This is a genomic window from Pseudomonas sp. XP2 (assembly GCF_053557975.1).
The window spans coordinates 59,944-83,660 of record NZ_JBNRIK010000006.1; the positions used below are offsets into that span (position 1 = coordinate 59,944).

23 protein-coding genes and 1 pseudogene are annotated in these 23,717 nt (G+C 54.1%); 6 read left to right on the plus strand and 18 right to left on the minus strand.

Features of this window, described 5'->3' with window-relative positions:
- Positions 1 to 308 precede the first annotated feature (308 nt).
- From ACK1VC_RS09170 to ACK1VC_RS09205, 8 genes are all read right to left on the minus strand, one after another.
- Positions 309 to 1,745 (minus strand): RES family NAD+ phosphorylase, encoded by a 1,437-nt coding sequence (locus ACK1VC_RS09170; RefSeq protein WP_181073900.1) that lies wholly within the window; start codon positions 1,743 to 1,745, stop codon positions 309 to 311.
- A gap of 284 nt (positions 1,746 to 2,029) precedes the next feature.
- Entirely contained in the window at positions 2,030 to 2,590 is a 561-nt protein-coding gene (locus tag ACK1VC_RS09175) for an arsinothricin resistance N-acetyltransferase ArsN1 family B (RefSeq protein ID WP_061203979.1), read from the minus strand.
- Positions 2,583 to 3,665 (minus strand): ArsO family NAD(P)H-dependent flavin-containing monooxygenase, encoded by a 1,083-nt coding sequence (locus ACK1VC_RS09180; RefSeq protein ID WP_061203980.1) that lies wholly within the window; start codon positions 3,663 to 3,665, stop codon positions 2,583 to 2,585. The genes ACK1VC_RS09175 and ACK1VC_RS09180 overlap by 8 nt, the downstream gene beginning before the upstream one ends.
- A gap of 25 nt (positions 3,666 to 3,690) precedes the next feature.
- Entirely contained in the window at positions 3,691 to 4,194 is a 504-nt protein-coding gene (locus tag ACK1VC_RS09185; RefSeq protein ID WP_084738493.1) for a cyclin-dependent kinase inhibitor 3 family protein, read from the minus strand.
- 4 nt (positions 4,195 to 4,198) lie between these two features.
- Positions 4,199 to 4,912, minus strand: a complete 714-nt coding sequence (gene arsH / locus ACK1VC_RS09190; RefSeq protein ID WP_027917258.1) for an arsenical resistance protein ArsH — start codon at positions 4,910 to 4,912, stop codon at positions 4,199 to 4,201.
- A 23-nt stretch (positions 4,913 to 4,935) separates the two neighbouring features.
- Positions 4,936 to 5,406 carry an arsenate reductase ArsC gene (locus tag ACK1VC_RS09195; protein ID WP_027917259.1) on the minus strand — a complete coding sequence of 157 codons (471 nt, stop codon included), beginning with the start codon at positions 5,404 to 5,406 and terminating at the stop codon, positions 4,936 to 4,938.
- A gap of 14 nt (positions 5,407 to 5,420) precedes the next feature.
- The gene (locus ACK1VC_RS09200) at positions 5,421 to 6,704 is read right to left on the minus strand and encodes an arsenic transporter (protein WP_061203981.1); all 1,284 of its coding nucleotides are present in this window, start codon (positions 6,702 to 6,704) and stop codon (positions 5,421 to 5,423) included.
- 29 nt (positions 6,705 to 6,733) lie between these two features.
- Entirely contained in the window at positions 6,734 to 7,090 is a 357-nt protein-coding gene (locus ACK1VC_RS09205; RefSeq protein ID WP_049586833.1) for a metalloregulator ArsR/SmtB family transcription factor, read from the minus strand.
- Positions 7,091 to 7,266: 176 nt separating this feature from the next.
- Here ACK1VC_RS09205 and arsN2 point away from each other — a divergent pair, with 176 nt between their 5' ends.
- Complete coding sequence (gene arsN2, locus ACK1VC_RS09210) at positions 7,267 to 7,761, plus strand: arsenic resistance N-acetyltransferase ArsN2 (protein WP_061203982.1); 495 nt, start codon at positions 7,267 to 7,269, stop codon at positions 7,759 to 7,761.
- 208 nt (positions 7,762 to 7,969) lie between these two features.
- Here arsN2 and ACK1VC_RS09215 read toward each other — a convergent pair whose 3' ends face one another.
- The 4 genes from ACK1VC_RS09215 to ACK1VC_RS09230 form a co-directional block, all read right to left on the minus strand.
- Positions 7,970 to 9,187, minus strand: coding sequence for a hypothetical protein (locus ACK1VC_RS09215; RefSeq protein WP_197884535.1), 1,218 nt, complete (start codon positions 9,185 to 9,187; stop codon positions 7,970 to 7,972).
- Positions 9,188 to 9,700: 513 nt separating this feature from the next.
- Positions 9,701 to 10,321: a DUF2971 domain-containing protein gene (locus ACK1VC_RS09220; protein WP_131812298.1), complete on the minus strand. Its 621-nt coding sequence runs from the start codon at positions 10,319 to 10,321 to the stop codon at positions 9,701 to 9,703.
- 274 nt (positions 10,322 to 10,595) lie between these two features.
- Positions 10,596 to 11,771: a hypothetical protein gene (locus ACK1VC_RS09225; protein ID WP_181073756.1), complete on the minus strand. Its 1,176-nt coding sequence runs from the start codon at positions 11,769 to 11,771 to the stop codon at positions 10,596 to 10,598.
- A gap of 468 nt (positions 11,772 to 12,239) precedes the next feature.
- Positions 12,240 to 13,403, minus strand: a complete 1,164-nt coding sequence (locus tag ACK1VC_RS09230; protein ID WP_449117945.1) for a DUF3800 domain-containing protein — start codon at positions 13,401 to 13,403, stop codon at positions 12,240 to 12,242.
- 883 nt (positions 13,404 to 14,286) lie between these two features.
- Between ACK1VC_RS09230 and ACK1VC_RS09235 the strand changes: the two genes are divergently transcribed.
- Complete coding sequence (locus tag ACK1VC_RS09235; protein ID WP_061203986.1) at positions 14,287 to 15,078, plus strand: DUF5677 domain-containing protein; 792 nt, start codon at positions 14,287 to 14,289, stop codon at positions 15,076 to 15,078.
- Between the two features lie 413 nt (positions 15,079 to 15,491).
- Here the strand turns inward: ACK1VC_RS09235 and ACK1VC_RS09240 are convergent, their stop codons facing one another.
- The 4 genes from ACK1VC_RS09240 to ACK1VC_RS09255 form a co-directional block, all read right to left on the minus strand.
- Positions 15,492 to 15,803 carry a hypothetical protein gene (locus ACK1VC_RS09240; RefSeq protein ID WP_061203987.1) on the minus strand — a complete coding sequence of 104 codons (312 nt, stop codon included), beginning with the start codon at positions 15,801 to 15,803 and terminating at the stop codon, positions 15,492 to 15,494.
- A gap of 238 nt (positions 15,804 to 16,041) precedes the next feature.
- Positions 16,042 to 16,530 carry a hypothetical protein gene (locus ACK1VC_RS09245; protein WP_165605169.1) on the minus strand — a complete coding sequence of 163 codons (489 nt, stop codon included), beginning with the start codon at positions 16,528 to 16,530 and terminating at the stop codon, positions 16,042 to 16,044.
- On the minus strand, positions 16,523 to 17,131 hold the full coding sequence (locus ACK1VC_RS09250; RefSeq protein WP_165605170.1) for an MbcA/ParS/Xre antitoxin family protein: 609 nt from the start codon (positions 17,129 to 17,131) through the stop codon (positions 16,523 to 16,525). The genes ACK1VC_RS09245 and ACK1VC_RS09250 overlap by 8 nt, the downstream gene beginning before the upstream one ends.
- 138 nt (positions 17,132 to 17,269) lie before the next feature.
- Positions 17,270 to 17,653: a hypothetical protein gene (locus ACK1VC_RS09255; RefSeq protein ID WP_084738495.1), complete on the minus strand. Its 384-nt coding sequence runs from the start codon at positions 17,651 to 17,653 to the stop codon at positions 17,270 to 17,272.
- A gap of 258 nt (positions 17,654 to 17,911) precedes the next feature.
- On the opposite strand from ACK1VC_RS09255, the gene ACK1VC_RS09260 reads away from it, so the two are divergent.
- Together ACK1VC_RS09260 and ACK1VC_RS09265 are read left to right on the plus strand one after the other, a co-directional pair.
- Complete coding sequence (locus tag ACK1VC_RS09260) at positions 17,912 to 18,289, plus strand: helix-turn-helix domain-containing protein (protein ID WP_084738496.1); 378 nt, start codon at positions 17,912 to 17,914, stop codon at positions 18,287 to 18,289.
- Positions 18,290 to 19,004: 715 nt separating this feature from the next.
- A pseudogene (locus ACK1VC_RS09265) lies at positions 19,005 to 19,805 on the plus strand (asparaginase domain-containing protein); the annotation flags it as partial.
- A 150-nt stretch (positions 19,806 to 19,955) separates the two neighbouring features.
- Here ACK1VC_RS09265 and ACK1VC_RS09270 read toward each other — a convergent pair.
- Complete coding sequence (locus ACK1VC_RS09270; RefSeq protein WP_191086744.1) at positions 19,956 to 22,001, minus strand: TonB-dependent receptor family protein; 2,046 nt, start codon at positions 21,999 to 22,001, stop codon at positions 19,956 to 19,958.
- A 202-nt stretch (positions 22,002 to 22,203) separates the two neighbouring features.
- Here ACK1VC_RS09270 and ACK1VC_RS09275 point away from each other — a divergent pair, with 202 nt between their 5' ends.
- Both ACK1VC_RS09275 and ACK1VC_RS09280 read left to right on the plus strand, forming a co-directional pair.
- Positions 22,204 to 22,446 carry a DUF1654 domain-containing protein gene (locus tag ACK1VC_RS09275; RefSeq protein ID WP_016487898.1) on the plus strand — a complete coding sequence of 81 codons (243 nt, stop codon included), beginning with the start codon at positions 22,204 to 22,206 and terminating at the stop codon, positions 22,444 to 22,446.
- A gap of 6 nt (positions 22,447 to 22,452) precedes the next feature.
- Positions 22,453 to 23,145, plus strand: coding sequence for an endonuclease (locus ACK1VC_RS09280; RefSeq protein WP_016487899.1), 693 nt, complete (start codon positions 22,453 to 22,455; stop codon positions 23,143 to 23,145).
- Between the two features lie 3 nt (positions 23,146 to 23,148).
- Here ACK1VC_RS09280 and ACK1VC_RS09285 read toward each other — a convergent pair whose 3' ends face one another.
- Positions 23,149 to 23,574 carry a GTP diphosphokinase gene (locus ACK1VC_RS09285; RefSeq protein ID WP_016487900.1) on the minus strand — a complete coding sequence of 142 codons (426 nt, stop codon included), beginning with the start codon at positions 23,572 to 23,574 and terminating at the stop codon, positions 23,149 to 23,151.
- Between the last annotated feature and the right edge of the window lie 143 nt (positions 23,575 to 23,717).

Below are 23,717 nucleotides of genomic sequence, written 5' to 3' on the forward strand. Positions count from 1 at the left end.
GATATGCGCTCTATGCCAATTCCGCGTGCGGGCACAGTGGGACGTAGACCGCATCGCGACTTTAGCCAAGGGGTGAAGGCGGCTGATCTACCCGATGCCAGTCAAACGGCAGATATCGGCCAAAAGCTGCCAGCCACATGGGCTGCTTTCGACCCAGGATGTGTGAAAAAGCGTACAGCGACGGTCGAGGTATGAACGTCGTTGTACGACTCATAGTGGACGCTCACTAAGGGCAGCAATCGCCAGAAGCAGCCGGTCGCTAGTAGCTGCTTGCTGAATACTGCTGGCGCCGCACTGTCGTATACCGCTCAGAAAGTGTCGTACTTACCCAGATCATGACGATAACGCTCTACCTTGTGCGGATCACATTCCACCTTCACTCTTTTAACATGATGAACTTCAACCGAGGTTGGGATGACGTCTAGCGTCCCCTCGCGCACATCCTCATCCTCACGGATATGATGAAGTGTCATAGCCCAATGACTTGGCGCCGGTGCAGCCTCAGCCTCGTCCAGAATTGGGGCCGCCTCCCGCACGCAATAGTCGGGGTACGAACCGTCACTGTCGAAACTCATTGTGTGGGCACTCAGCTTGACGCCTACTGGTAGATCCATGCTCATCACGCGAGACGCCTTGTGGAACAATACGATGTTGTCCCCCTCTTCAGACTGTGTCGAATTGAAGATGATGCCATCCAACGTTGGATCGTTTTCGGTCGCTAAGAAATCAGCCACCGCTTGAGTGGACAGGTAGTCGAACTCCTGGTCATCAGGCATCACCGGCCGCGTCATCTTGCGGCCTAGCGATTGTAGGAAGGAAACGCGCTCCAGCCGCTGGAGCAGCGTTGGGTCGAATACGCTCCCACCGTCAGACGCATTTTCAAGCGCGGAAAGATCCAGAAGGCGCAGAGGACGGATGATTCTGAACGTAGCCAGCGCAACCTTGCTACCCACTGGCGGCCGAACCTCAGCGAGCGCAACACCTGGTGAGGTGGCACCATAAAATACCGAGATACCTCGCGCATTCATTCTGCCCGCCGCCGCAGCGCGTGCGGGGGGAGAACCCAGATGGAGATCGGGACGGCATAGTGCCTCCTTAAGTGGCGCCTCCGACTGGAATACTCGTGCTCTGAAAAGAATCGCAATCGACTTACCGGGGCCAGCGTCCACAATCAAAGGCTTGCCATCTAAGGTACCGAGCTGATCTATTTTCCCGAAAACAGCTGCGAGATGATCTGTAGCTGCACGAGAAAAGTACCTGGCCTCAGTTTTCAGCGTTCTCTCGAAAAGCCGCCACTTGTACTGCCAGGTAGCGTCGCTTGTATCCCTCTGCTCATAGTATGAATCAGTATCAAACTCGCACTCGTCTCCCATGGCCGCTGTGTCGAAATCAGAGTGTCGTTCACCGAGAATCTCCAGTACATCTGCAACAGCCTCGTCGGGTATGCGGGCTGCGCATTCGATAGCGTCGTGAACGGGCTCACCGTTTCGTTCCCAATCGTAATCCGACTCTTTATCCCGCAGTAGGCTTTGCTGCCAATCATCCGGCTCATTGGATGTGCGAACGTAATGTTCGGCGAATGCTTGCTCAACCCGATCCGCCAGTTGTTCGATCGTCCAGCACTTAGCTTCGCTCTCACAATAGGAGCACACCGCGATCTCGCCTGTGGTTGCAATCTGGCTGGAAAGGAACGGCTCCTCCACACACTGGTCGCAGATACACAGATCTTCACTCTGCTCGTTCATTGAGCCTCCCCAAGACTCCAGATCATCAGCCGACTGTTGATGCTCGCCAACGTTATTCCGGCCCTGAATCGTAGAAGATTTGAAGCCTGCATCACAATCGGAAGCAGACCACTATATTGGCGCCGATGAGCAGCTTCGGTCGAGAGCAGCCCATTTGCCAACGGCTACTGCTTGCCGATTGCTGCTCTTCGGGAGAGGCATGGGTCGAAAGCGGTCATGTGCGACTGGCCGCTGTCGACCCATAGCTGCCTTTCGCGGAAGACAGCTAAACTCACTGGGACCCTCTAACGTGGCATTGGGATTTGGGATAGGAAGCTTAATGGAGCCTCGGGGTGAAGGCCTTCATCACTGAAATCAAACCGCCAATACCCCACATCATGCCAAGCACCGAGCTTGAATCCGACCTGCGGAAACGTACCGATGTGCTGGAAGCCGAGTCGCTCGTGCAGCCCGACACTGCCTTCATTCGGCAAGGCAATGCCGGCATACGCCGAGCGATATCCCAGACGCTTCAGAACCGGCAGCAGCACGTCATAGAGTTGGCGAGCAATCCCGCTGCGGCGTTGCCCTTCAGCGACATACACCGTCACATCCACCGCCCACCGGTACGCCGCACGCGCGCGGTGCTGACTGGCGTAGGCATAGCCGACTACTCGTCCTTCTCGCACAGCCACCAGATACGGGTAGGTTTGCAGCGTCGTGGAGATCCGCTCACGCATTTGCTCCACGCTCGGCACTGCCTCTTCGAATGAGATAGCCGTGTTGAGCACGATGGGCGCGTAGATGATCTGGATCTCTTCTGCATCCTCTGGTCTGGCGACACGAATATCGATTCCGCTATGCATCCGGCTGCTCCAAGCTGTTCAGGTGTTCAACTACTTCGTTGACCGTGCTGCGCGCGGTACGGGTGACGCCGATCAACGTCGCCGAGGCCAGGCCGGTCCAGTCGCCATATCCGACCAGCCAGAGGCGCGGCTCGCGAATAGAGTGCCCCCCATCAACCTCGACCCTACCGTTGTCATCCAGCACGTCCAGTGCCTTCAGATGATCCAGCGCCGGCCGGAACCCAGTACACCAGACCACAGCATCGACCTGGGTTTTCTCACCGTTGAGCCAAGCGACCCCGTCCGGCGTGAATGAGGTAAAAGGCCTTACAGCACGAAGGGCCCCGCGCTCGCGAGCCCGGACCACTGAGGGCACCATGACGATATCGCCAAGCCCACCGACCGGTGCGTCGATAACACGGCCCTCCTGTTGAGCCTTGAGGCGCTCGGTAGCCCGCTCGAACAGCACCCGGCCATCAACCTCATCAGGCAGAAACGCCGGTTCCTCCGTGGTTACCCACGTTGCGTCGGCGACCTCGGACAGCTCCGCATAGATTTGCGCCCCCGAGTTGCCACCACCAACGACCAGCACGCGCTTTCCTTGGAAAGCCTCGGGTGATTGATAATGGGCGGAGTGAATCTGCTGTCCCTGGAACAGCTCTATCCCCGGATAAGCCGGAACATAGGGGTTGCTCCAGGTCCCCGTTGCGCTGATGACGACACGAGCCTCCCAGTCGCGGTCCTTCGAGCGTACACGAAGACCACGCCCGGTCCGCTCCACAGACGTGACGCTGACGGGACGAGCGATAGAAAACCCGTAGCGTGCCTCGTACTGCTCCAGATAGCTGACCACGTGATCCCTATCGGGATTACCTTCGGTGACTGGCGGCATCGGCCAGCCCGCGATCGTGCTCCATGCGGAGGGCGAGAACAACGTCAGCGAGTCCCAGCCATGGCGCCAAGCCCCGCCCGCAGCCTCTTCGGCATCGAGCAACAGGAACGACAGCTTGGCTCGCTTGAGAAAATAAGCCACCGTCAGCGCGGACTGCCCGCCGCCAATCACGATGACATCGAGTAGTTCGCCTTCGGTGGCCATGGTTTCTCCTGTCTGGCTGGAGCGCTCAGTCTTCGCTGAACTGTTTGATGTAGTTGATGTGCGCAGGCTTCTGAATCGCCCGAGGGCGAAGCTCCTGCACCCAGGCGATCGCCTCGCGGCGCGGCATTCCGGATTCGATCAGCAGACGGGCAGCGAACAGCCCGGTGCGGCCGGAGCCGCCCTTGCAGTGGATTGCCAGGGCCTTGTTGGAAGCGAGCAAAGCGTCCAACTGGTGGCGAATCTCTCCCAGCCGAGCCTCGAAGTTTTGATCAGGAGCCTGATCATCCTCGATCGGCAGCTGGAACCACTCCAACCCATGCTGCTTGGCCGCGATGCCAAGCTGGGCAACTCCGTTTTCCTGAAGCTCTGCGTCCGACATCAGCGTAACAAGCGCTACGGCACCGGCCTGCTTGAGCGTATCCAGGCTTTCAGCGAGAGCGCTGGTCTGGGTCCCCGGACAAGGCGTAAAAATCAGTACACCCGGAGCATGGGGCAAGGATTTCAATGAGTAAGGATGCGACATGCTCATGACCTCAAATAGACCGAATATTGACTCTCTTGGATAGTTCTTCCGCCGACTCTTTGCGTTCGGAGTAGCGGTCTACCAAGTAATCCTGGCGATCACGCAGCAGCAGCGTGAACTTGGTCAGTTCCTCCATCACGTCGACCAGCCGATCGTAGAAAGACGACGGTTTCATGCGTCCGGCTTCATCGAACTCCAGGAAGGCTTTTGGCACCGACGACTGGTTCGGGATGGTAAACATACGCATCCAGCGGCCAAGCACGCGCAGTTGGTTCACCACGTTAAAAGACTGCGAGCCTCCACACACCTGCATCACCGCGAGGGTCTTGCCCTGGGTTGGGCGAACGGCGCCTATGGCCAGCGGTACCCAATCGATCTGCGCTTTGAAGACAGCACTCATTGAGCCGTGACGCTCGGGGGAGCACCACACTTGGCCCTCGGACCATTGCATCAGCTCGCGGAGTTCCAGCACCTTCTCGTGGGAGTCCGGAGCGTCATCCGGCAGCGGCAGGCCGGAAGGGTCGAAGATACGGGTTTCAGCGCCGAACTCTTCCAGCAGGCGCGCAGCTTCCTGGACCATCAAGCGGCTGAATGAGCGCTCGCGGGTCGATCCGTACAGCAACAGGATGCGCGGTTTGTGTGTGGAAGGATCCTTCGGCGCCAGCCGCTCCAGCGACGGCAGATCAATCAGTTCTGGTTGGACATTTGGCAGGTGGTCGTTCATTTCTGTCTCCATTGATCCAGGGCCTACAGCGCGCCGATTCGGGCAAGTTCGGCTTTCAGTTCGTCCTGGCTCAGTTGCGAGAAAGGCAGCGCAATGAAGGCGCGCACGCGCTCATCGATCTTCGCAAGTGTGGTCTGGAAGGCTTCTTCGATTTCTGTCTCACTCCCGGTGACCGCTGAAGGATCGGCCAGGCCCCAGTGGGCTTTGAGCGATGGACCGAAGAAGATCGGGCAGGCTTCGCCGGCAGCGCGGTCGCACACGGTGACAACGATGTCGGGAGGAGAACTCTCGAAGGCATCCGAGGCCTTGCTTGAAAGACCAGCGGTGGGGATACCGGCGGCTTCCAAGGTTTTCAGTGCCCGCTCATTGACCTTGCCGCTTGGGAAGCTGCCAGAACTCACAGCTTCCATACCCTCGGGGGCCAGGTGATTGAACAGCGCCTCGGACAGGATGCTGCGGCAGCTGTTGTGGGTGCACATGAACAAGACTTTCATCAGGTATCTCCGGTTCAAAAGCTCAAGCGGATGGCCAATGCGGCCAAGGTGGCAAGCAGGATCGGCAGCGTCAGGACGATGCCGGTGCGGAAGTAGTAACCCCAGGTGATGACGATGTTCTTGCGGGCCAGCACGTGCAGCCACAGCAAGGTGGCCAGGCTGCCGATGGGGGTGATTTTCGGACCGAGGTCACAACCGATGACGTTGGCGTAGACCATGGCCTCGCGCACGATGCCGGTGGCCTCGGCGGAATGGATCGACAAGGCCCCTACCAGCACAGTGGGCATGTTGTTCATGACCGACGACAGGCCAGCGGCGAGCAGCCCCGTTCCGAGGGATGCGCCCCAGATCCCGTAGCCGGCGAAGACATTGAGGATCTGCGTCAGGTAGTCGGTGAGGCCGGCGTTACGCAGGCCATAGACCACAAGGTACATGCCAAGAGAGAACACCACGACCTGCCAAGGCGCGTCCTTGAGCACCTTGCGGGTAGAAATCACGTGCCCGCGCGCGGCGATCAGGTAGAGGATCAGCGCACAGACAGCAGCGATGGCGCTGATCGGAACGCCCAGCGGCTCGATGGCGAAGAAGCCGACAAGCAACAGCGCAAGCACCCACCAGCCGGCAACGAACGTCGCCTTGTCGCGGATAGCGGCCTCGGGAGCCTTCAGTTGGTCGAGTTCATAGGTACGCGGCAGGTCCTTGCGGAAGAACCACAGCAGCATTCCCAGGGTGGCGGCGATGCTGACCAGGTTCACCGGCACCATGACCGAGGCGTACTCGCTGAAACCAATGCCAAAGTAGTCGGCGGAGACGATGTTCACCAGGTTGGATACCACCAGCGGCAAGCTCGCGGTATCGGCGATGAAGCCCGCCGCCATGACGAATGCCAGCGTCGCCGCCGGGGAGAAGCGCAGGGCCAGCAGCATGGCGATGACGATCGGGGTCAGGATCAGTGCCGCACCGTCGTTAGCGAACAGCGCCGAGACGGCGGCGCCCAGCAGGATGATGAAGGCGAACAGCTTGCGGCTGCTGCCATTGCCCCAGCGGGCCACGTGCAATGCCGCCCACTCGAAGAACCCCGCCTCATCCAGCAGCAGGCTGATGATGATGACGGCGATGAAAGTGGCGGTAGCGTTCCAGACGATCTGCCAGACCACGGGGATATCGGAAAGGCTCACGACGCCCGCCAGCAGCGCCACGACGGCCCCCAGTGCGGCACTCCAGCCCACTCCCAGCCCTTTGGGCTGCCAGATGACGAGAACGATCGTCACCAGGAAAATCAAAAATGCGATCAGCATGACTACAACTCAATCAGCGAAGGGAAGTCTCAAGCACAAGCAACAGGGCTCTGCGGCCGCTCGCCCATTTCGGCAAGGCGCAACGCATCGGGGCTCAACCATTCCTGGTTGGCATCGACCACTCCCTTCAGCATCGCGTCCACCCACTGCGGCACTTCGGGGTGCAGTCGGTAGTACACCCACTGACCCTTGCGGCGATCCATCAGGATTCCAGCCTCGCGCAACTGGGCCAGATGCCGGGAGATCTTCGGCTGGCTCAGCTCCAGCGCATGGGTAAGTTCGCAGACACAGAGTTCGCCTTCACGGGCGATCAGCAGGGTCATCCGGGCCCGGGTGTCATCAGCCAGGCATTTAAAAACGATGGGGGGAGTCAGTATTTCTCGCATGTGACCTCCTGGGAATGCGCGTACGGCCAATATCTGGAAATCCGAATATATGACTATTCGAATATTCGGTAAAGCAGATATTTACAATCGCCTCGCGTTACGGGACGTCATAAAACTGGAAAAAGCCCGCGCTCTGGGTCCTATACTGGGCGTCGATACCACCCCCAGAGTCGCCAATGAACCAGTCTGATATCTCTGTCCGATTGCTTGGTACCGATCAAATCCTAGGCCTAGCTGCGCATCTGACTGCTGCGGGCTTGCCGATCCAAGACCTTTTGCAGCCCGGTCGAATGTTCTATTCCTTTCACCGGGGAGAAACGGAGCTGGGATACGGGGGCATTGAAGGAAGCGGTCGGACTCGTCTGATTCGCTCACTGGTTGTCGTACCGGCCCAGCGAAAGTCAGGGATCGGTAACCTGCTGCTCAGAGCACTTGAGCGAATAGCGGAAGCTGACGGAGCCCAAAGCCTTCATCTGCTGACCACAACAGCACCCGACTTCTTCGCGGCTCGGGGATATGAGCAGAGAGATCGATCCCAAGCCCCAAAGGCAATTTCCAGTTCGGAGGAGTTCAACAGCCTCTGCCCGACGTCTGCGGTTTACATGGTGAAGGAGCTTGGCGACATAAACTCGGTGTCACCACAGGTAACTCGCCTCCACGGACGTCAGTGAGTTCATTCTCAGGTGTCCCAGGAACGAGTCCTGCGCCCCCCGAAAGATGTGGAACTGAATCGACCTCGTTTTCGTAGACACCTCGAACGGCTGCAAAGGGTCGAAAGCGGCCACTCGCGAACGGCAGCTTACGACCCAAAGTTGCCGCTCATAGAGGACAGCTTCCGGCCAGAAACTGTCATTTAGTGCCTAAAAATCCAAATGTTATTCAACCAGCAGTTACCATATCAAAGAGAAATTGATCAGCAATCTTCCCAGTACTCAAAAGTGGCGATGAAAGCTCAATTAGAAGTGATTTGCTGTGAGTTGAAAAAAACTCATTGGCGATATCGTCTAGGTCGCCGCCGGCAGCTTGGACATGCGAGTCAATAAGTGATCGACGAGTTGACAGCAAAATAATCGGCCCCCTACCATCGCGTGAGTGAATATCCAGCATCCACGTGCCGTTCTGCTGTGCATTGAGCTTCTCGCACAACGCTAATAGGTAACTACGGGCTTCTTCTTGGACTTCCTCATTGAACCATAAGCCAATACCGACAGAGAGATCTGGAATTCCAGCGGTGAACGGACCAATGTATTCGTAAACTTTTCCAGCAAGTGTGCCACTCCACAGAATAATTTGAGCGTCATGACACTTAAAACCGTCATTGGTTAGCGTCAAACCACAAAAAGTAGGGCAGATGAAGTCTCCACCACTACCCCCGCGAGGGGTTCTAAGCTTCTCCAGTTGTGTCCTCTGAAGCTCGATTCTAAGGCAGTTATCCGCGACTCTACCCAGTTCTGACAAGCCTTGTGTGAGTCTTTGATAGGCGGGGTAGGCGGTAATATCTGACAATTCGATACGAGTTCCGTTCATGCCGTTGTCTCCAAGGAATTTTTTTAATTGTTTAGTTATGTAGTTCAGTGCGCTCGTCGACGAGCTATGGTCCGTAAAGGTGTGTAAGTACTTTTCAATAGCGCGCCAATGCAGCGTTCGATGGGTCCAGTCTGATGGAGCCAACGTGGAGTGCGTAATCAGAACAAGGCCACCAAACGTCTCTTTCCGGCTTCTACGGTATGACTGATACATAGACAGTTGATCGACTCGCCCTAGCTCATCTTGATATTGAGTGAATCCAGCCGCGATTTTGCTCTCAATGATCAGAAAAAAATTAGAGCATCGTCCAATCAAATCTGGGCGCTTACCCTCCGCCCCGTGATCGCCAGGACCAATGACGTGCTGAGTTTCCCAGACAATTGAGTTGAGATTGCTGAAATCTCCAAGTTGGGCCGGTGCCAGTTTGAAGAGGTCAGTCAGCACCTCTGGGACTCGACCAGCAAGCGTCACTTGACGTAGCCACTCGGCAAAGACCTCCGTGAGAAAATCCTCTAGGGGCGTCCGAAATTCGTTCTGTCGAAACGCGAACAATCGGTCGAAAAAACTCATACCTTTCCTTGGACGTTGGGTGCAAACGCAAATTCTGGCATATCCAGATGCTTTTTGGTCGGCCAAATACCATTACTGCCATTGAAAAGTTACTCATGCTGATAACCCTCCAGGGCACCACTCATGCCTGGTGCCCCTTGACCACGAGATACAATAGCGGCCCCAGCGAGATGAGTAAGGTCAACCGCAAGTAGGGCAGTACTGCGATGGGGGATCGCAAACGGTAGTCTTTCACCATCCATAGGCAGGTAAGCCTCGCCATCAGGTACATATCGATGACCACCTGAGCGGTGGCTGGCCGGGAAATTAGCTCTAGCCCAAAGGAGTTACAATTACGCTCCTCCAATATCGCAACCAGTGACAACCTGAACGTAGATGACTACCTCTGCTAGAGGGATTATGACTGCTGGAATGGGCAAGGCCTTGATACCCTGACGGACAAGTTTGTTGAGTCTAGAGAGGAACTGTACATCAACTGACATTCCTGTAGTTGAACGGCGCTAGCAAAATAAACTAAAGGAATACCGCACCAACTGATATAACCGTACGAACTTCGCTTGCGACATCCTCGCCGCCAATTTTTGAAAGTTTGTAAAAATTTTTATAGGCCTCAGGGTTTGGCACGATAATGGTTGCCTTGCTTATATCAAACCTAAAGTTATTTGGCATGCGCCACTCTCGCTCGTGCGTCCAGTCAATAATGCCATCTGAATTGGATAGATTAAAACTCACAATTCGCCACCATTGATCTTCTGGCAAAATGGTTTTTGCAAATTTGGTATTTTCATAGAGAACTGGGCGCCCTCCTTCATTGTAAATATAATCCTTCTGGAACATCAAGCCGTAGGCGGTGTATCTGGCTGCTCTTTCGTTTTCTGCTGCGTCCTTTGCTTCATATTGACAGTTTTGGCAGATTGAATACAAAGGCGCCTCTTGAAAGCAAACCGCTGGAGTATTGCCAACAATAAAGCCTGAAGCAGTTGTGCTGCCAATTAAAACTCTCGCTCTCAGAATTTTTATCAGCACCTCTATCGCGACTTCATCTTCCGTCCCTTTTGTTAGATGAGTTACCTGACCAGTAATATCACTTCTTGAGGCGCTTCGTTGAAGCCATTTCTTTTTATCGTAACGCACATTAGCATTCCATTCGTGTCTAATCGAAGCTATCAATTAATAGCGTATGTGGTGCCAAAAAAAATTCCAAAACTCTATGCTTGGATAGGAAATGAATAATTTGAATATAGGTAGATGGCAAGATAGCAAATTGCCATCCGCGCGTCTACTGTTGACTCCGCAGCCGTTAACCGCCTTTCACGAAATGCAGAATGGGGCGAAGCTGCCGATCGCGAATGACCTCTAACGACCCAAAGCTGCCTTACGAAGGTCCTCAATCGGCCAGAAGCGAACGCTACCAGTCCATGTTTACCGCTTGCTCAGCCATGTTGGAAAGATATTCAACCAAGTTCTCCATTTCCTCTAGTGAGGTCATAGCACGGGAGTAGGTTCCATCTGCGCAAAATGTCAAAATTGCAGGTAGGTTGCTGCCTTGAATGTACAACTGTGCCGGTGCTCTTTTACCTGACCAAATTAGCATGACGAAATTATCAACAACACCAAACGCCAACTCATAGTTGAATTCCAGATTACTACCGATAGAAAACCTTTTACTTCCAGCTTTTTCGGGAAGCAATACCGGGACGGCGCCTGCCGAGGAGTGAAATGAGAAAGCTTCGCCGCCTTTTCCAAACGCGCCATGAGCTATATAATTCCTAAGCTCTTGCCGCATGGAAAGCGCACTATCAAAAAGAGCCTTCTCTTTTTCATTTGTCATATCGAACACAGCTTTAAACTTTCGCGACCAATCTGCCGCTGCCAAATCCGCGATTTCACATGCCGATGTGACTCTACCAGATAGTATTGCTATATGTATTAACACGTGCTCAGTCCAGCTGAAAAATGCCTCTATAGCAGAGATCGCTAACCAGCTCGTCTCTTGTCTGATATTTGAAAACGTACCCCCGAAACTCCACACTCCCAATGGCAAGTTTCTCTGCTTAATTTTCAGGTCGTGCAGCTCGCTCTGAGCTACCAATTCAGCGCACTTAGATTGGTAGATTTCCCTCATGAATTCAAATCGGGATAAAAGCGGCATACTATTGTTAACCACGTTCACTTCAGAACGTTCTACCGCCTGACGGGCAATATAATCAAAAAATGGTGTCGCTGCTTTTACAGCCTTACGGACGCGGGTCGCAATTTCTTCTGCCGCAGCTCCCTCACTTTCAGGATCATGAGCATAAAGACCAAACCCAAATTTCCCATGCTCAAGCAAAAATGCTTGACCATGATAATCGATGGGAATGGACCATGCTATTTTCTCAAAACGGCCAAGATTCTTGAATCCCAGCAAATCAACCAGCAAAAAATAAACCAAATAATAAGATGGTAGATTCCGCTTCGTAATCACCTGTTTGCGGTTAAACAAAAAATGCTTATCCGCCCTTGTATTGCCGTCAGCAGCTTTAACTACACCAAGTGCTCTTAGCGCCGAGTGCCGAATCAGCTCAATATTCTCTGGTCGCATGTATAACCCCGACTATATTTTTTTGTAAGCCACAGCACTATGTTCTGCAATTTTATTTGGCATCAACCTTTGGCGATTTCATATTAATATGCTCTATCAGTAGCGCTACTCACAGGGCGTGTTCGCCAAGTGCTTTTACCATGAAATAACGTTATTCATATGTCGAGGCAGCCTGATCGACCGACGCGCTGAGGGCTCTGAGCACCGTTTCTGGTCGTTTTCGGACCTCCACGAAAGGCTGCTTCGGAAAGCAGACGATCACGTCTGACCGCTATCAAGCCAAAGCAGCCGCTCACGTACTTTCGGCCATGAGCAACTGCGCGTTGATATCAGCTCTAACCGAGTTGGGACTATACATCTCACCGATTGTGCTGAGGACATATATCTTCAATCAGTTATTGCCATGATATTTAAATTTTTTTGGCCGGAGGAAAGGCCCGAGGCAATTTTTCTCCGTTCGTGAAACTTTTATCGATTGGTAGATTTCAGATGGGGAGAGAGAGCCGTGTCGAAAATAAAATAGTCGCTCTTATTGTCGCTATCCATAGTTGTTACTCGATGAAGCAAGACATTACTGATGGCGTCAGACTTTTCAATCAGCTTCCTCAAGGCAGTGACATTATCACGCTGAGCTTGGCTCAAGTTGTTTTTAAAATGAATTAGACTATTGGTTGGCGTTTTTTCGATGAAAGAAAAGTATTTCCCTAAAAAGCCCGCAACCACGTCTGACAGTTGAATTTCAAAGTGATCTTTTGAGTCTACAAATTGATAAGGAATCTCCCTACCCACACTTAAAACCTTATATCTCTCAATATTCTCCCTGACTGTTTTTTCTTCGTCAAAAATGTGGCTAGCATTCTTGAATGCGCACAGGCGGTACAGGAAAAACGTGTCAATCCCCTTGATTAAAACATTTGACTCATTCCCTTCCAGGAAGCACAACTCCGGGACAACTCTTGCTCTGAGAATGATTTCTTTCAGTGCGTTGGTGGGCGGGAAAACGATATCTGGCCAATTAGCCACTAGGAAATAGTAAAGATCTTTAAGGAAATTAACGGTCTCACTTCTTTGGATATTCGGGTAATTGTATTTGTGGATTAACGTTAAAAAGTCAGGAAGATTCCTGCTGGCAATGTGGTGCAGTTCATTTTTGAGTTCGCGATGCATCACGAAGTAAGAGGAAAATTCCTCCTCAGCAAGAATTGAATCAACTATATCTAAGGTAAACCAGCTTATAATGTTCAAATTTGTATAGTGGATGCCAAGATCATGGTCAAGCAGCCAGTTGAGAACGTGGTTTAGCTTAGTGGACCCGAGTATCTTGTCGAACGTCCCATGGGCGACCATGTCAAATTTAATTTCTTTAGCACTTGCTTGCACCCTAATCTTTCGCATTAACTCAAGTGCATCTCCAGCAGACTGACCTGGCTTCAGCACTATACCACCCAGCACAAAGTTATCGCTCTTACTAACATTGAGTCCGCTCTCTAAAAGCTTGAGCTTACCAAAGTTATTTGTTTCATCGTAATAAAGAGCCAACTGCTGATCAGTCCCCCTTGTACCGGGAGCATCATAGAAAAAATGTGTGGCATCAACCTCGATTCTATCAAGGGGGTCTACGTGGCTGTTCATCTGTTAGTCCTTTTGAGATGTAAAAATGATAATTTTGCTAATTTACTGACTGAATGTCAGTACTGATTATCAGCCGAGTTCTATTGGTAAGAGCCTACAGCAGCCGAGCCATGATGGTGCTTGCGCTTCGCGAAAACCGTCAGGCAGCTTACCGCTGGAGCGGTTAATTCCGAGAGTGCCTACAGTACCGCGATACACCTTCGCACCTTCGCCAAACCCCCTTCCGCGATCCCCAGCTATCCCCAAGCATAGCAAATAGCCATTACGACATACCACCGGAAATGTCAAGCAGCATGAGCAAGGCTCCTTTGAAGTTGGTAGCACTATTTGTGTGTGGATGACTTTTCGAGCAGAAAATACTCGGAGCAGATGAATATAATTGCAGCCACCTAAACGCTAAGATAGAGTTGACCATAACCTAACTAGCGATGATGGCACATGAAAACCTATAGTTACTTACCCTACTACCAAGGCCCAACCCCGGCTAACCCAATGCGAGATGAACTCTCCACCGATGAGCTAGAGCAGAAGCTTGAGGCATTCTACTCAGATGTAGTAACCCACTTTGAAGACATAGGTTGCACAGTTAAAAGAAACAGCGCTGGCTTGATTAGCATAACAACAGAAATACCCGAAAAGGACTGCCACGACATTGTAAAAGGACTGCTAATTAGCCTAGACCTACGTGCTGATAAATCCTAAGACACTCAAAAAATTACTTGTGTTACAGGGGACGCTACCGCAAAGAAGTACAACACATCAAAAAACTGATTTTTTCAACCTTACCAGAATTATAACTTGCCTAGCCGTAACATACCGACCAACGCAAACTGCGGATTTCGAGTTAAGGTTGGTTGTAGCCATTGATCACTAGGTTCACTCTATGGAATTTGAACTCCCGAAAGCCGGCTTCCTCAGCTCAGAGGTTGAGGATGCAGTACCGGCCATCTTGCAAGCAAACCATGAGCTTTTCGGCTTTGCCAGAGACGTGAACCACCTAATCATGGCGATTGCTCAAGAGGCGGTGAATAACGTGCACACCAGCTCAATGAGTGAAGAAGCCGTTTTGGTGCGGCTGCTTATGCGAGCAGCAGGCTTTTATCAGGGAGCACTGCTGATGGCTGAGCGCGGGATGTTTGTCGAGTGCCGTTCTATGGCTCGATCAGTGATCGAAGTCAGTCTTGCAGTTTCTGCAATGGACGGCGACAAGGGCACATTCATACAGATGCTCAGGGATGACCATTTGAAAAGCCGACGCAATCGATACCAAACTCTTCACACTCAAAGCACGGACACCGAGGCACGGAAGGCCCTTCAGGCGGCGATAGATCAGCTCGAAAAGTCGCTCAGCCTCATCAGTCCGAAGGCGCTAGCGGCGCTTGGCCCTCTGGAGGGCTCTTACTTCGTTTATCAGGCTCTGTCTGACAACGCCGGGCACGTTTCCGCCTCATCCCTGGATCACTACATAGAACCCCAAGAAGGCCGAAAATACTGGAACTATAAGGTCGGCGCAGGAACCCCAGACGAAGTTGCCGCCTCACTCTACTACTGCCTATACGGTGTGATTCCCGTAGCCGTGGGTGTGGCTGATCTCCTCAGTCTTGAGCAATTTGCTACGCAGATACACGAGGTGGTCGACCGCTTCGACAAAACCTCCGCCCCATTATTGGCATAACACTACGCCCCTCGTTTGCCTTAAGGATGACCTGCGGGCGGGCAGATCGCGGCACCCGAAATGTGGATGCTGCCCAGGATCGGCCGGTGTTTTCGGCAGTCCTGAGCAGGCAGAAGCCTGAATCTATATTCACTCTATAATCGTCTATAAAAGCCTATAAACCCCATGTTACGGGACCTACAGACGAATAGAGTACAAATGTACTCCTCCGTCGTGGTGTTCATTTGGAACCATCCGACCAAGTCATCTTCCGAACTCCATCATCAAAGGGCGATGGTGTTCCCGAATTTTCAAACGGACGAGATCACCCTTATCGCCAGGATTTCCATGTTCCAGCTCTGGGCTAGGCCGTGCTCCCCCAAGAAACGGTTCAAGTATCGGCTTTTGGCCTCCGGTGTGACGGGACAGGCCCACTATCCGCTCTCGGCGTCACCGACAAAATCATCCTTTGCGACCAGACCGAGATTGTCGGTGAGATCCAAGCCATCCTCGCTGAACAGATGCTGAGTTCGTCGCTCCTGCTTGAGATAAGCCAATGTTTGGAAGAAGCAATGCTCACATAGGTGCAGTTCATAGCGCTCCCCATGATGGGCAGTGTCACAACCCCAGTGTGCCTGTAGGGTCCCGAACTGATGCCCACCAGTATCCAAGCGGGTGGAACAACGGCAAATATCGCAGATGACGTCCGTAACCGCCTCGACTTCGACTCGTCCGATTATTTTCATCGCAGACTCCTACAAACGCCTCTGACTTTCGCCTTCAGCAAAAGCCTCCAGCTCAGGTGCGGGCGCGCCTGCCGGTTTAATCCAGCAGTACAAGAGTGCGCCTGAAGAGCTTTTCCAAGTCGTTTCTGACTACTATCAGCGCTCAATGAGTCGCCCACCCGGCACACTACACCAACCTGAGATCGGCACACCCATGGGCCCTTCCGCAGCAAGCGGTATGCGCATTCCTTGTGGAATCCTAGGCTCCAGAATATGGTTCGATATGGTAATCGATCAGCAGATCCCTCACTGCGCCACAGATCCGCGGTTCATAGTCCAACTCCAAATCAGTAATCGAGAGCGCCACGGCAATTTTCATAGCCTCTAGATCCAACTTAGACGGATCGAAAGGCCAGACCTGGACTCTGCTCACGGTAGTGTCCATGAAGTGGAATTCATCGACCAATTCAACCTTGTCTTTCATCTCCGCCCAAGCCTCTAGCGATACTCCATAGCTGCGCTGAGGGTGATCACCAAGCATTGTGTGCTCTGAAAGAAAGCTGTCTGCGACAAGGACTAGGTCTCTCGAATCCAGATGGCGGACGAAGTGGTCCGACAGTCTCGGGCTTGAAACCAAAGACCTTAGATACACTATCTTATGAGGCGGGTCGAACTGATTGAGATACTCTTTGACCTTCTGTACAAGGTCAGGCCTGTTAGGCATCAGGAGATTTGGACACTCAAACATGGACGCTAACCTCATCAGCCATCGATTGCTCAAGCCGGCTAACGACGCCCTCAAGCAAGCGCTCATCATCGGCGGTAGCCATGTCACACGGAGCACGATTCCCCAGTTCGGGTAAAGGGTTGTGAAGCCACTGCGCAGCGGCTCGGAGATCTCCAGAGAAAAGCTCGCAGGCCCAGTTGATTGCCTGCTTTGCGTAGCGAACGTTTCGCTCCACCTGACGCTCGGTGATCAGTTGTGATTTTCTGTAGATGTCTGGATGCTGATAAACCAGCTCTCCTCCATCTGCGGCCCACCATCCATCCGGAGACGCTGAAAACCGTGAGCCGAACTCGGTCAAATAAAAGTAGCGTGCGCGATCATCATCACCAGGAGAAAAGCGCTTCATCTCCAGCAATAATTCGCACCGCCATGTCAGAACTCGGCTTCCATCCGAGGTCTTCACAGGGCTCATCAAGTAGATTTCACCGATACTAGTATTCGACCATGCGGTGTTAACAAATCGTTGAAATTCATTTCCATCATCGATTTGCACCATTCTCGGCTCAGGACAGCTAGCGTTTTCATTCACTTGCAGATGTGTAATCCAGAACCATTCTGTCATAGAGATTCGCGTAACAATCTTCCACGCCTGGGTAACACTGCCAGGGGCAGTCCCCAAGCTAGATCGCTCAAGCGCTGGATGCGTATAAAACATAGACGTATTCTCCCGCATTTATTGAGTTCGACATGCAGTGTTTTATCAACCTGGGTTGGCTGATCTACAGGCAGGGCATAGAACTCGAACCCATCCCTGCCTATCCGGCGCAATACGACCTTGCCCGCCACAAATCTCACAGGTCACATAGGACATCCAGAACGCAACGTCTACTGCCCCTCGGGTGTACTCATCAAAGCCAGTGAGCGTGCACTGAAGAATACCCATTTTCTGTTTGATGTAATTGAAGGTGATAGGACGCCCAGTATGATTGGCTCGATTTTGTAGTGCGTAGCACATGGAGGCAATTAGCGATTTCCATCCATTGCCGCACTCGATACCCCAGACGGCATCATCAGGAACACCTTCATTGAAACCAAACAGAGAAGGAAAACGGGTGAGCAATTCGTGTTCCACATCAAAATCCATGCAGCCTCCTACCGCCTCGTCGTCAGAGGTAAATGACATTGACACGCATACTATTCATATAATTATATGCCGGACTTCATATCTCACTAAGCAGCGCTCGAAGCCATGACAATGGCCATTCGAGCGGTACATCAGCAGAGGTCGTTTTTCTAGGCTAACAGATTGCTAGTGATATGCAAATTAAGAAACAGCCTATTGGCCGTCGTCAAAATTTACTCGATCTGGCTCTATGCTGCCTTTTGAGCACAAGGGTCAACGATGACACCCGATGAGGAAGGTCTGGCGAAAGCCTTTGGACTCGCCCTAAACCAGGTAAGGCTTCGGCACAACCTCTCGCTGCTTGAGCTATCCAAGCTCGTCAGTGGCCGCACGTACCTGAGTGACTTGGAGCGAGGCCTGAAGCTGCCCACGCTGGGTAAAATTGACTCCATCGCTCGGGCGCTGGATGTCCATCCTCTGTCTCTTCTTGCGCTCGCATATCAAGAGTACGACCTGATTGAGCCTGATAGATTGCTGGCAAGAATCGAGAACGATTATAGGTATTTGAAGCTCTGGCCCACCACCACGAGTGAGCAGATTGAGCAAATTCAGCAGAACGCAGAGAGTGAAGATCAGTTGGCGCCTAAGTCCACCTGAGAATGTTTCAACTCGGGCGTTTGGCACCTTGGGAAACTCACTTCACGATTAAGAGAAAAGAGGGATGCATTAGCTTATGGCATCCTATATTACGCCTTGTAAAGCCATATTTGCGAACACCCAATTAAGCTCTCAGGAGCCGCATCTCGCGGACCGACGATAACTGCCCGACAGTATAAAGTCCTCATGGAAACACGAGTCAACACCGAGAAATTCGATATCAATTAATAGTCTCGGAAAAATCTTCACCCCCCAGCTCACCACCGTTCTCCTCCAGAGATTCCTCAATGACGTGACAATCTTCAATTCCTCTAGCCAAAGTCTTAAGAAGCTGAAGATTTGCCCTGACATAGAGGCCAACCTCCACATCAGGGTATAAATCATCCTGCTTAATTATGCACTGCTCAATTCGAAAGCTCTCACCAACTTTGGCTAAGTACCTGCACACATCGCCAACACACTCCGCCCTAAACGAAAATCTCGTCATCACTCATCTCTCACTTAAATTCTCATCCATCCAGCCATCCGCAAACCACCCAAGCTTCTCAGCTATTCGCTCGGAAAATATTAACTTTCTCACTCCACCCCTCATAAAATTAGCACCTTAGATTTTCTTCTTTTACAAGATGATTAAAAAGGATCTCTGTAACGTTGGAGGAATGTCCGTCCATGTAGAGTTGGTGCTAGTGCGTCCGTAGGCCGTGACAGACCTGTGAACGAGGACTTGCTCAAGCTTGGCAAGCGGGTTGCCGAACTGGCCGAGAGCAAAGACGTCGACGGTATCGTCATTACCCACGGCACCGACACCCTCGAAGAAACCGCCTACTTCCTCAACCTGGTGGAAAAGACCGACAAGCCAATCGTGGTGGTCGGCTCGATGCGCCCGGGCACCGCCATGTCTGCCGACGGCATGCTCAACCTGTACAACGCCGTGGCCGTGGCCGGCGACAAGCAGTCGCGCGGCAAGGGCGTGCTGGTGACCATGAACGACGAGATCCAGTCTGGGCGTGACGTGAGCAAGTCGGTCAACATCAAGACCGAAGCCTTCAAGAGCGCCTGGGGCCCAATGGGCATGGTGGTAGAAGGCAAGTCCTACTGGTTCCGCCTGCCGGCCAAGCGCCACACGGTCAATTCCGAGTTCGACATCAAGCAGATCAGCAGCCTGCCACAGGTGGACATTGCCTATGGCTATGGCAACGTGACCGACACCGCTTACAAGGCACTGGCGCAGAACGGTGCCAAGGCGCTGATCCACGCCGGTACCGGCAACGGTTCGGTGTCGTCGCGGGTGGTGCCGGCGTTGCAGGAGCTGCGCAAGAACGGCGTGCAGATCATCCGTTCGTCGCACGTCAACCAGGGTGGCTTTGTGCTGCGCAACGCCGAACAGCCGGATGACAAGAACGACTGGGTAGTAGCCCACGACCTGAACCCGCAGAAGGCGCGGATTCTGGCGATGGTCGCCATGACCAAGACCCAGGACAGCAAAGAGCTGCAGCGGATCTTCTGGGAATACTGAGTACCTCGCGCCCCACTGTGGGAGCGGCCTTGCGTCGGGCAAGCCTGCTCCCACAAACCCCCTGCCAAGGCACCGAGTTAGCGTTTATTCCATGAGATCGGGTTCACCCCGCCATTCACCGCACTGCATGCTTCGTCAGGATGTTGCCAGCTACCTGAACCGGTACTCCAACCCCGCCCCCACATACCACGACCGCCCGGGCGCTGCCTCGTAGTAACGCCCGTTGCCGTCGCCGACAATGACCGAGCCTACATACTGCCGGTCAAACAGGTTGTCCAGCCGCACCAGCTGGTGGAACGTCCAAGGCCCCACATGTTGCTCGAACCGGGTCCGCCAGTTGAATACCGCATACGCAGGTGCGGCCTTGGCGTTGTTGCTGTCGTCCACATACACCTTACTGCGGTACTGCCCTTCAACCCCCATGCTGATGGACGACACTGGCTTCCAGACCAGCTCGCCATACAGGTTGTCCAGCGGCACACCTGGCAGGCGGTTGCCACTTTGGATGGTCTGGCTGATGTCATCGGCATAGCGGGCATCAGTGCGGGTATACACCAAGGTGGTCTGCCACTGCTGGCTCAAGTCACTTTGCAGGCTCGCCTCAAAGCCGCGTCGTACAGTACGCCCCGCATTGCGATAGCTGGTTCGACCATCCGTAGCGCTGGCGACGACGATTTCGTCATCGGTATGAATCTCGTACACCGCTGCATTCAGGCGCGTGCGCTCGCCAAGCCGGTACTTCACACCCAATTCGTACTGCATGCTGGTGGCGGGCTTGAGGCCGAAGTTAAAGCTTTCGAGCACACCCGGCGCATAGGCCATTTCGGCCTGCGTGGGGGTTTCGAAGCCTTTGCCGACGCTCACGTAACCGCGCAGATCAGGCGTGAACGCGTACATCACCGACAGCGATGGCGTGGCCTGCTGATACTTCTTCGAGCCGCTGGAGTCACCGTTGGCCAAGTAGTGGTCGTCGACACGCATTTCCATGGTGCTGTAGCGCAGCCCCAGCTCACTGGTCCAGTTGCCGATTTCCCAATGCGCCTGAAGGTAAGGGTCCAGGCTGGTAGCGGTGTCTTTCTCGTCGCGGCGCAACTCACCTTTAAGGCCCAGTTGGTCACCGCTGAAATTCTGATAACCGCGTCGGTCGTCCTTGCTCTGGTCGTAATCGGCGCCGACCGTGAAGGTTAGGTTGCCGGGCACATTCGCAACCGGCTGTATCCAGCGCAGGGTGCCGCCGTGGAACTCGCGGTCGAAGTCAACGACCCCGCCGCCACGCTGGCTGTTGGAGGCCACCGATTTGGGGATGGACAAATACTGCACCACGCTGCGTCGCCCCGCGTACAGGTTGAACTGCAGCGTGGCATCGCCAAAGTAGCGTTCGTAGTTCATGCCCAGTTGCTGGTGGTCGATGCTTTTGCGGGTGTTGTAGGTTTCGGCCACTGCTGCCGTGGAACGTGGGTCATGCTTGTAGGCATCCCAGGTCTGCCCCAGCGGGTCCTGCGTGTTGTTCTGCTCCAGGCTGCTGTAGATCAGCGCCATGCGCGAGTCGTCGTCGGGCTTGAAGTTGACCTTGGCGAAGGTCTGGTCACGGCGCGCGGCACTGTGGTCGCGATAGCCATCGGTATCCAGGCGCGAGGCATCCAGCACGAACCCTGCGGTGTCGTTCCCGCCCTCTGCCGACAGGTGATTCTTGTTGAAGCCGTCGCTGCCGAAGGTGGTTTCGGCCCCCACGCGCGCAGGCCCCTGCCCGTCCCGGGTAAACATCTGGATCACACCACCGGCGTTGCTGCCATACAGTGTCGCTGCCGGGCCGCGCAGCACTTCAATACGGTCGGCCACATCCAGGTTCAGCGTGGCGGCCTGCCCTTGCCCGTCGGGCGTGCTGGCCGGTATGCCGTCGCTTAGCAGCTTGATGCCACGCACGCCGAAGGCCGAGCGTGCACCGTAGCCCCGCGACGAAATCTGCAGGTCTTGCGCATAGTTCTGACGGTTCTGCACCACCAGCCCAGGGACTTTGCTCAGCACTTCTGACAGGTTGACGCCAAGTTGGCCATCGGTGCCGTGGGACAGGTCAACGGTATCCACCGAAAACGGCAGGTCGAATGTGCTGGTGGGGGCATAGGCACCGGTCACCACCAGCGGTGCCATGACGACGACATCGGGTGAACTGGCCTTGGCACTGCCATTAACGCTCATGCCACCTGCAAACAGCAGGACCAGACTTGTAGATGAAGGAAAACGAGAAAGAAATCGATACATGCGCAGCTTCCGGAAATTGCCGGTATTACACCAGACCGGCAGCGCCAGCGCGAACGGTGGTTTTTTTCCTGACAAGCTGTTGCGAATTTACTTACGCTGAAATACTGTATGCACATACAGCAAAAATAAGGAATTTCCTGTGTCCAGCACCGCCTCCGCCACTCCGAGCAGCTATGAACAGCTGGGTGTACGCATCCAGAAGATCATCAACAGCCCCACCGCCCAGCGCAGCCGTGCGGCGCTGATCTTCCGCCTGGAACAGGAAAGCCCGGAAGACTGGGAAAGCTTGCTGGAGGAGATCGCAGAAAACGACAACGTGACCCTCGCCCACCGCGACGATGGCGGTGTGCAGATTTTCTGGACTGTGCCGAAGGAAGACTGACCGCGCATGAGAGTTTCGCTTTTCGCGGCAGCCTGCCTGTTACTGACCACGCCGCTTGTTCAAGCCGATGCCCCACGCACCTTCCAGGAGGCCAAGAAGGTCGCCTGGAAGCTCTATGCCCCGCAATCGACCGAGTTTTATTGCGGGTGCAAATACAAGGGCAACAAGGTCGACCTGGCGTCCTGCGGCTATGCCCCACGCAAGAATGCCCAGCGCGCGTCGCGCATCGAGTGGGAACACATCGTGCCTGCCTGGCAAATTGGCCATCAGCGCCAATGCTGGCAGAGCGGCGGTCGCAAGCAGTGCGCGCAGCATGACGAAGTGTACAAACGCGCCGAAGCCGACCTGCACAACCTGGTGCCCAGCATCGGTGAGGTCAACGGCGACCGCAGCAACTTCAGTTTCGGCTGGTTGCCGGAACAACGCGGCCAGTACGGTAGCTGCCTGACCCAGGTCGACTTCAAAGCCAGGAAGGTGATGCCGCGCCCGTCGATTCGCGGCATGATCGCCCGCACCTACTTCTACATGAGCAAGCAGTACAACCTGCGCCTGTCCAAACAGGACCGCCAGTTGTTCGAGGCCTGGAACAAGACCTACCCGCCGCAGGTTTGGGAGCAGCAACGCAACCAACAGGTCGCCTGCGTGATGGGGCGGGGAAACGAGTTTGTCGGGCCAGTCAACCTCAAGGCGTGCGGTTGAGCCTCAGGCCAGTGCCTGGAGATAGGCGCTGGCTTCCCGGTAACGGGCCAGCCGCGCCAGGTCGGCGGGGCCAGGGCAAGGAATGCGTGAAAGGTCACTGTTATCGGCCAGGTCGGCCAGCTTGACGGTTCGCGCCAACGGGTCATCGCCCAGGCGTACCACGAAATCCTGGTACGGCTCGCCCTCACGGCGACTGAGTGCCAGCAAGGCGGCAAGGATTTTCAGGGTAAAACCCTCGCGGGCCAGGTCGGACACGGTCAGCGGGGTGTCCTCGATCACATCGTGAAGGACTGCGACAATACGTTGCTCGGGTGTGGACACCCGCATCATCACGCGTAGCGGGTGGAGAATATACGCCACCCCGCCCTTGTCGTATTGCCCTTCATGCGCCCTGGCGGCCACGGCAATGGCCCGCTCCAGTGTAGACATGAGGCCCCTCCCCCGTTCGGCATCTTCCACCCAAGCATAGCCAAACTTGTGTGAACAATGTCTAACACACGCCTCACAAAGCTGCACACACCCAGTTGGCGGGGCCTTATGACGGCAACAGTTGTGGGGGGGGGGGGGGCCGC

What these genes read in the sequence shown, in the direction of transcription:
- ACK1VC_RS09170 (WP_181073900.1), bottom strand. Translation starts at nt 1,745, where the DNA reads ATGAACGAGCAGAGTGAAGATCTGTGTATCTGCGACCAGTGTGTGGAG.
- ACK1VC_RS09175 (WP_061203979.1), bottom strand. Translation starts at nt 2,590, where the DNA reads ATGCATAGCGGAATCGATATTCGTGTCGCCAGACCAGAGGATGCAGAA.
- ACK1VC_RS09180 (WP_061203980.1), bottom strand. Translation starts at nt 3,665, where the DNA reads ATGGCCACCGAAGGCGAACTACTCGATGTCATCGTGATTGGCGGCGGG.
- ACK1VC_RS09185 (WP_084738493.1), bottom strand. Translation starts at nt 4,194, where the DNA reads ATGAGCATGTCGCATCCTTACTCATTGAAATCCTTGCCCCATGCTCCG.
- arsH (WP_027917258.1), bottom strand. Translation starts at nt 4,912, where the DNA reads ATGAACGACCACCTGCCAAATGTCCAACCAGAACTGATTGATCTGCCG.
- ACK1VC_RS09195 (WP_027917259.1), bottom strand. Translation starts at nt 5,406, where the DNA reads ATGAAAGTCTTGTTCATGTGCACCCACAACAGCTGCCGCAGCATCCTG.
- ACK1VC_RS09200 (WP_061203981.1), bottom strand. Translation starts at nt 6,704, where the DNA reads ATGCTGATCGCATTTTTGATTTTCCTGGTGACGATCGTTCTCGTCATC.
- ACK1VC_RS09205 (WP_049586833.1), bottom strand. Translation starts at nt 7,090, where the DNA reads ATGCGAGAAATACTGACTCCCCCCATCGTTTTTAAATGCCTGGCTGAT.
- arsN2 (WP_061203982.1), top strand. Translation starts at nt 7,267, where the DNA reads ATGAACCAGTCTGATATCTCTGTCCGATTGCTTGGTACCGATCAAATC.
- ACK1VC_RS09215 (WP_197884535.1), bottom strand. Translation starts at nt 9,187, where the DNA reads ATGAGTTTTTTCGACCGATTGTTCGCGTTTCGACAGAACGAATTTCGG.
- ACK1VC_RS09225 (WP_181073756.1), bottom strand. Translation starts at nt 11,771, where the DNA reads ATGCGACCAGAGAATATTGAGCTGATTCGGCACTCGGCGCTAAGAGCA.
- ACK1VC_RS09230 (WP_449117945.1), bottom strand. Translation starts at nt 13,403, where the DNA reads ATGAACAGCCACGTAGACCCCCTTGATAGAATCGAGGTTGATGCCACA.
- ACK1VC_RS09235 (WP_061203986.1), top strand. Translation starts at nt 14,287, where the DNA reads ATGGAATTTGAACTCCCGAAAGCCGGCTTCCTCAGCTCAGAGGTTGAG.
- ACK1VC_RS09240 (WP_061203987.1), bottom strand. Translation starts at nt 15,803, where the DNA reads ATGAAAATAATCGGACGAGTCGAAGTCGAGGCGGTTACGGACGTCATC.
- ACK1VC_RS09245 (WP_165605169.1), bottom strand. Translation starts at nt 16,530, where the DNA reads ATGTTTGAGTGTCCAAATCTCCTGATGCCTAACAGGCCTGACCTTGTA.
- ACK1VC_RS09250 (WP_165605170.1), bottom strand. Translation starts at nt 17,131, where the DNA reads ATGACAGAATGGTTCTGGATTACACATCTGCAAGTGAATGAAAACGCT.
- ACK1VC_RS09255 (WP_084738495.1), bottom strand. Translation starts at nt 17,653, where the DNA reads ATGGATTTTGATGTGGAACACGAATTGCTCACCCGTTTTCCTTCTCTG.
- ACK1VC_RS09260 (WP_084738496.1), top strand. Translation starts at nt 17,912, where the DNA reads ATGACACCCGATGAGGAAGGTCTGGCGAAAGCCTTTGGACTCGCCCTA.
- ACK1VC_RS09270 (WP_191086744.1), bottom strand. Translation starts at nt 22,001, where the DNA reads ATGAGCGTTAATGGCAGTGCCAAGGCCAGTTCACCCGATGTCGTCGTC.
- ACK1VC_RS09280 (WP_016487899.1), top strand. Translation starts at nt 22,453, where the DNA reads ATGAGAGTTTCGCTTTTCGCGGCAGCCTGCCTGTTACTGACCACGCCG.
- ACK1VC_RS09285 (WP_016487900.1), bottom strand. Translation starts at nt 23,574, where the DNA reads ATGTCTACACTGGAGCGGGCCATTGCCGTGGCCGCCAGGGCGCATGAA.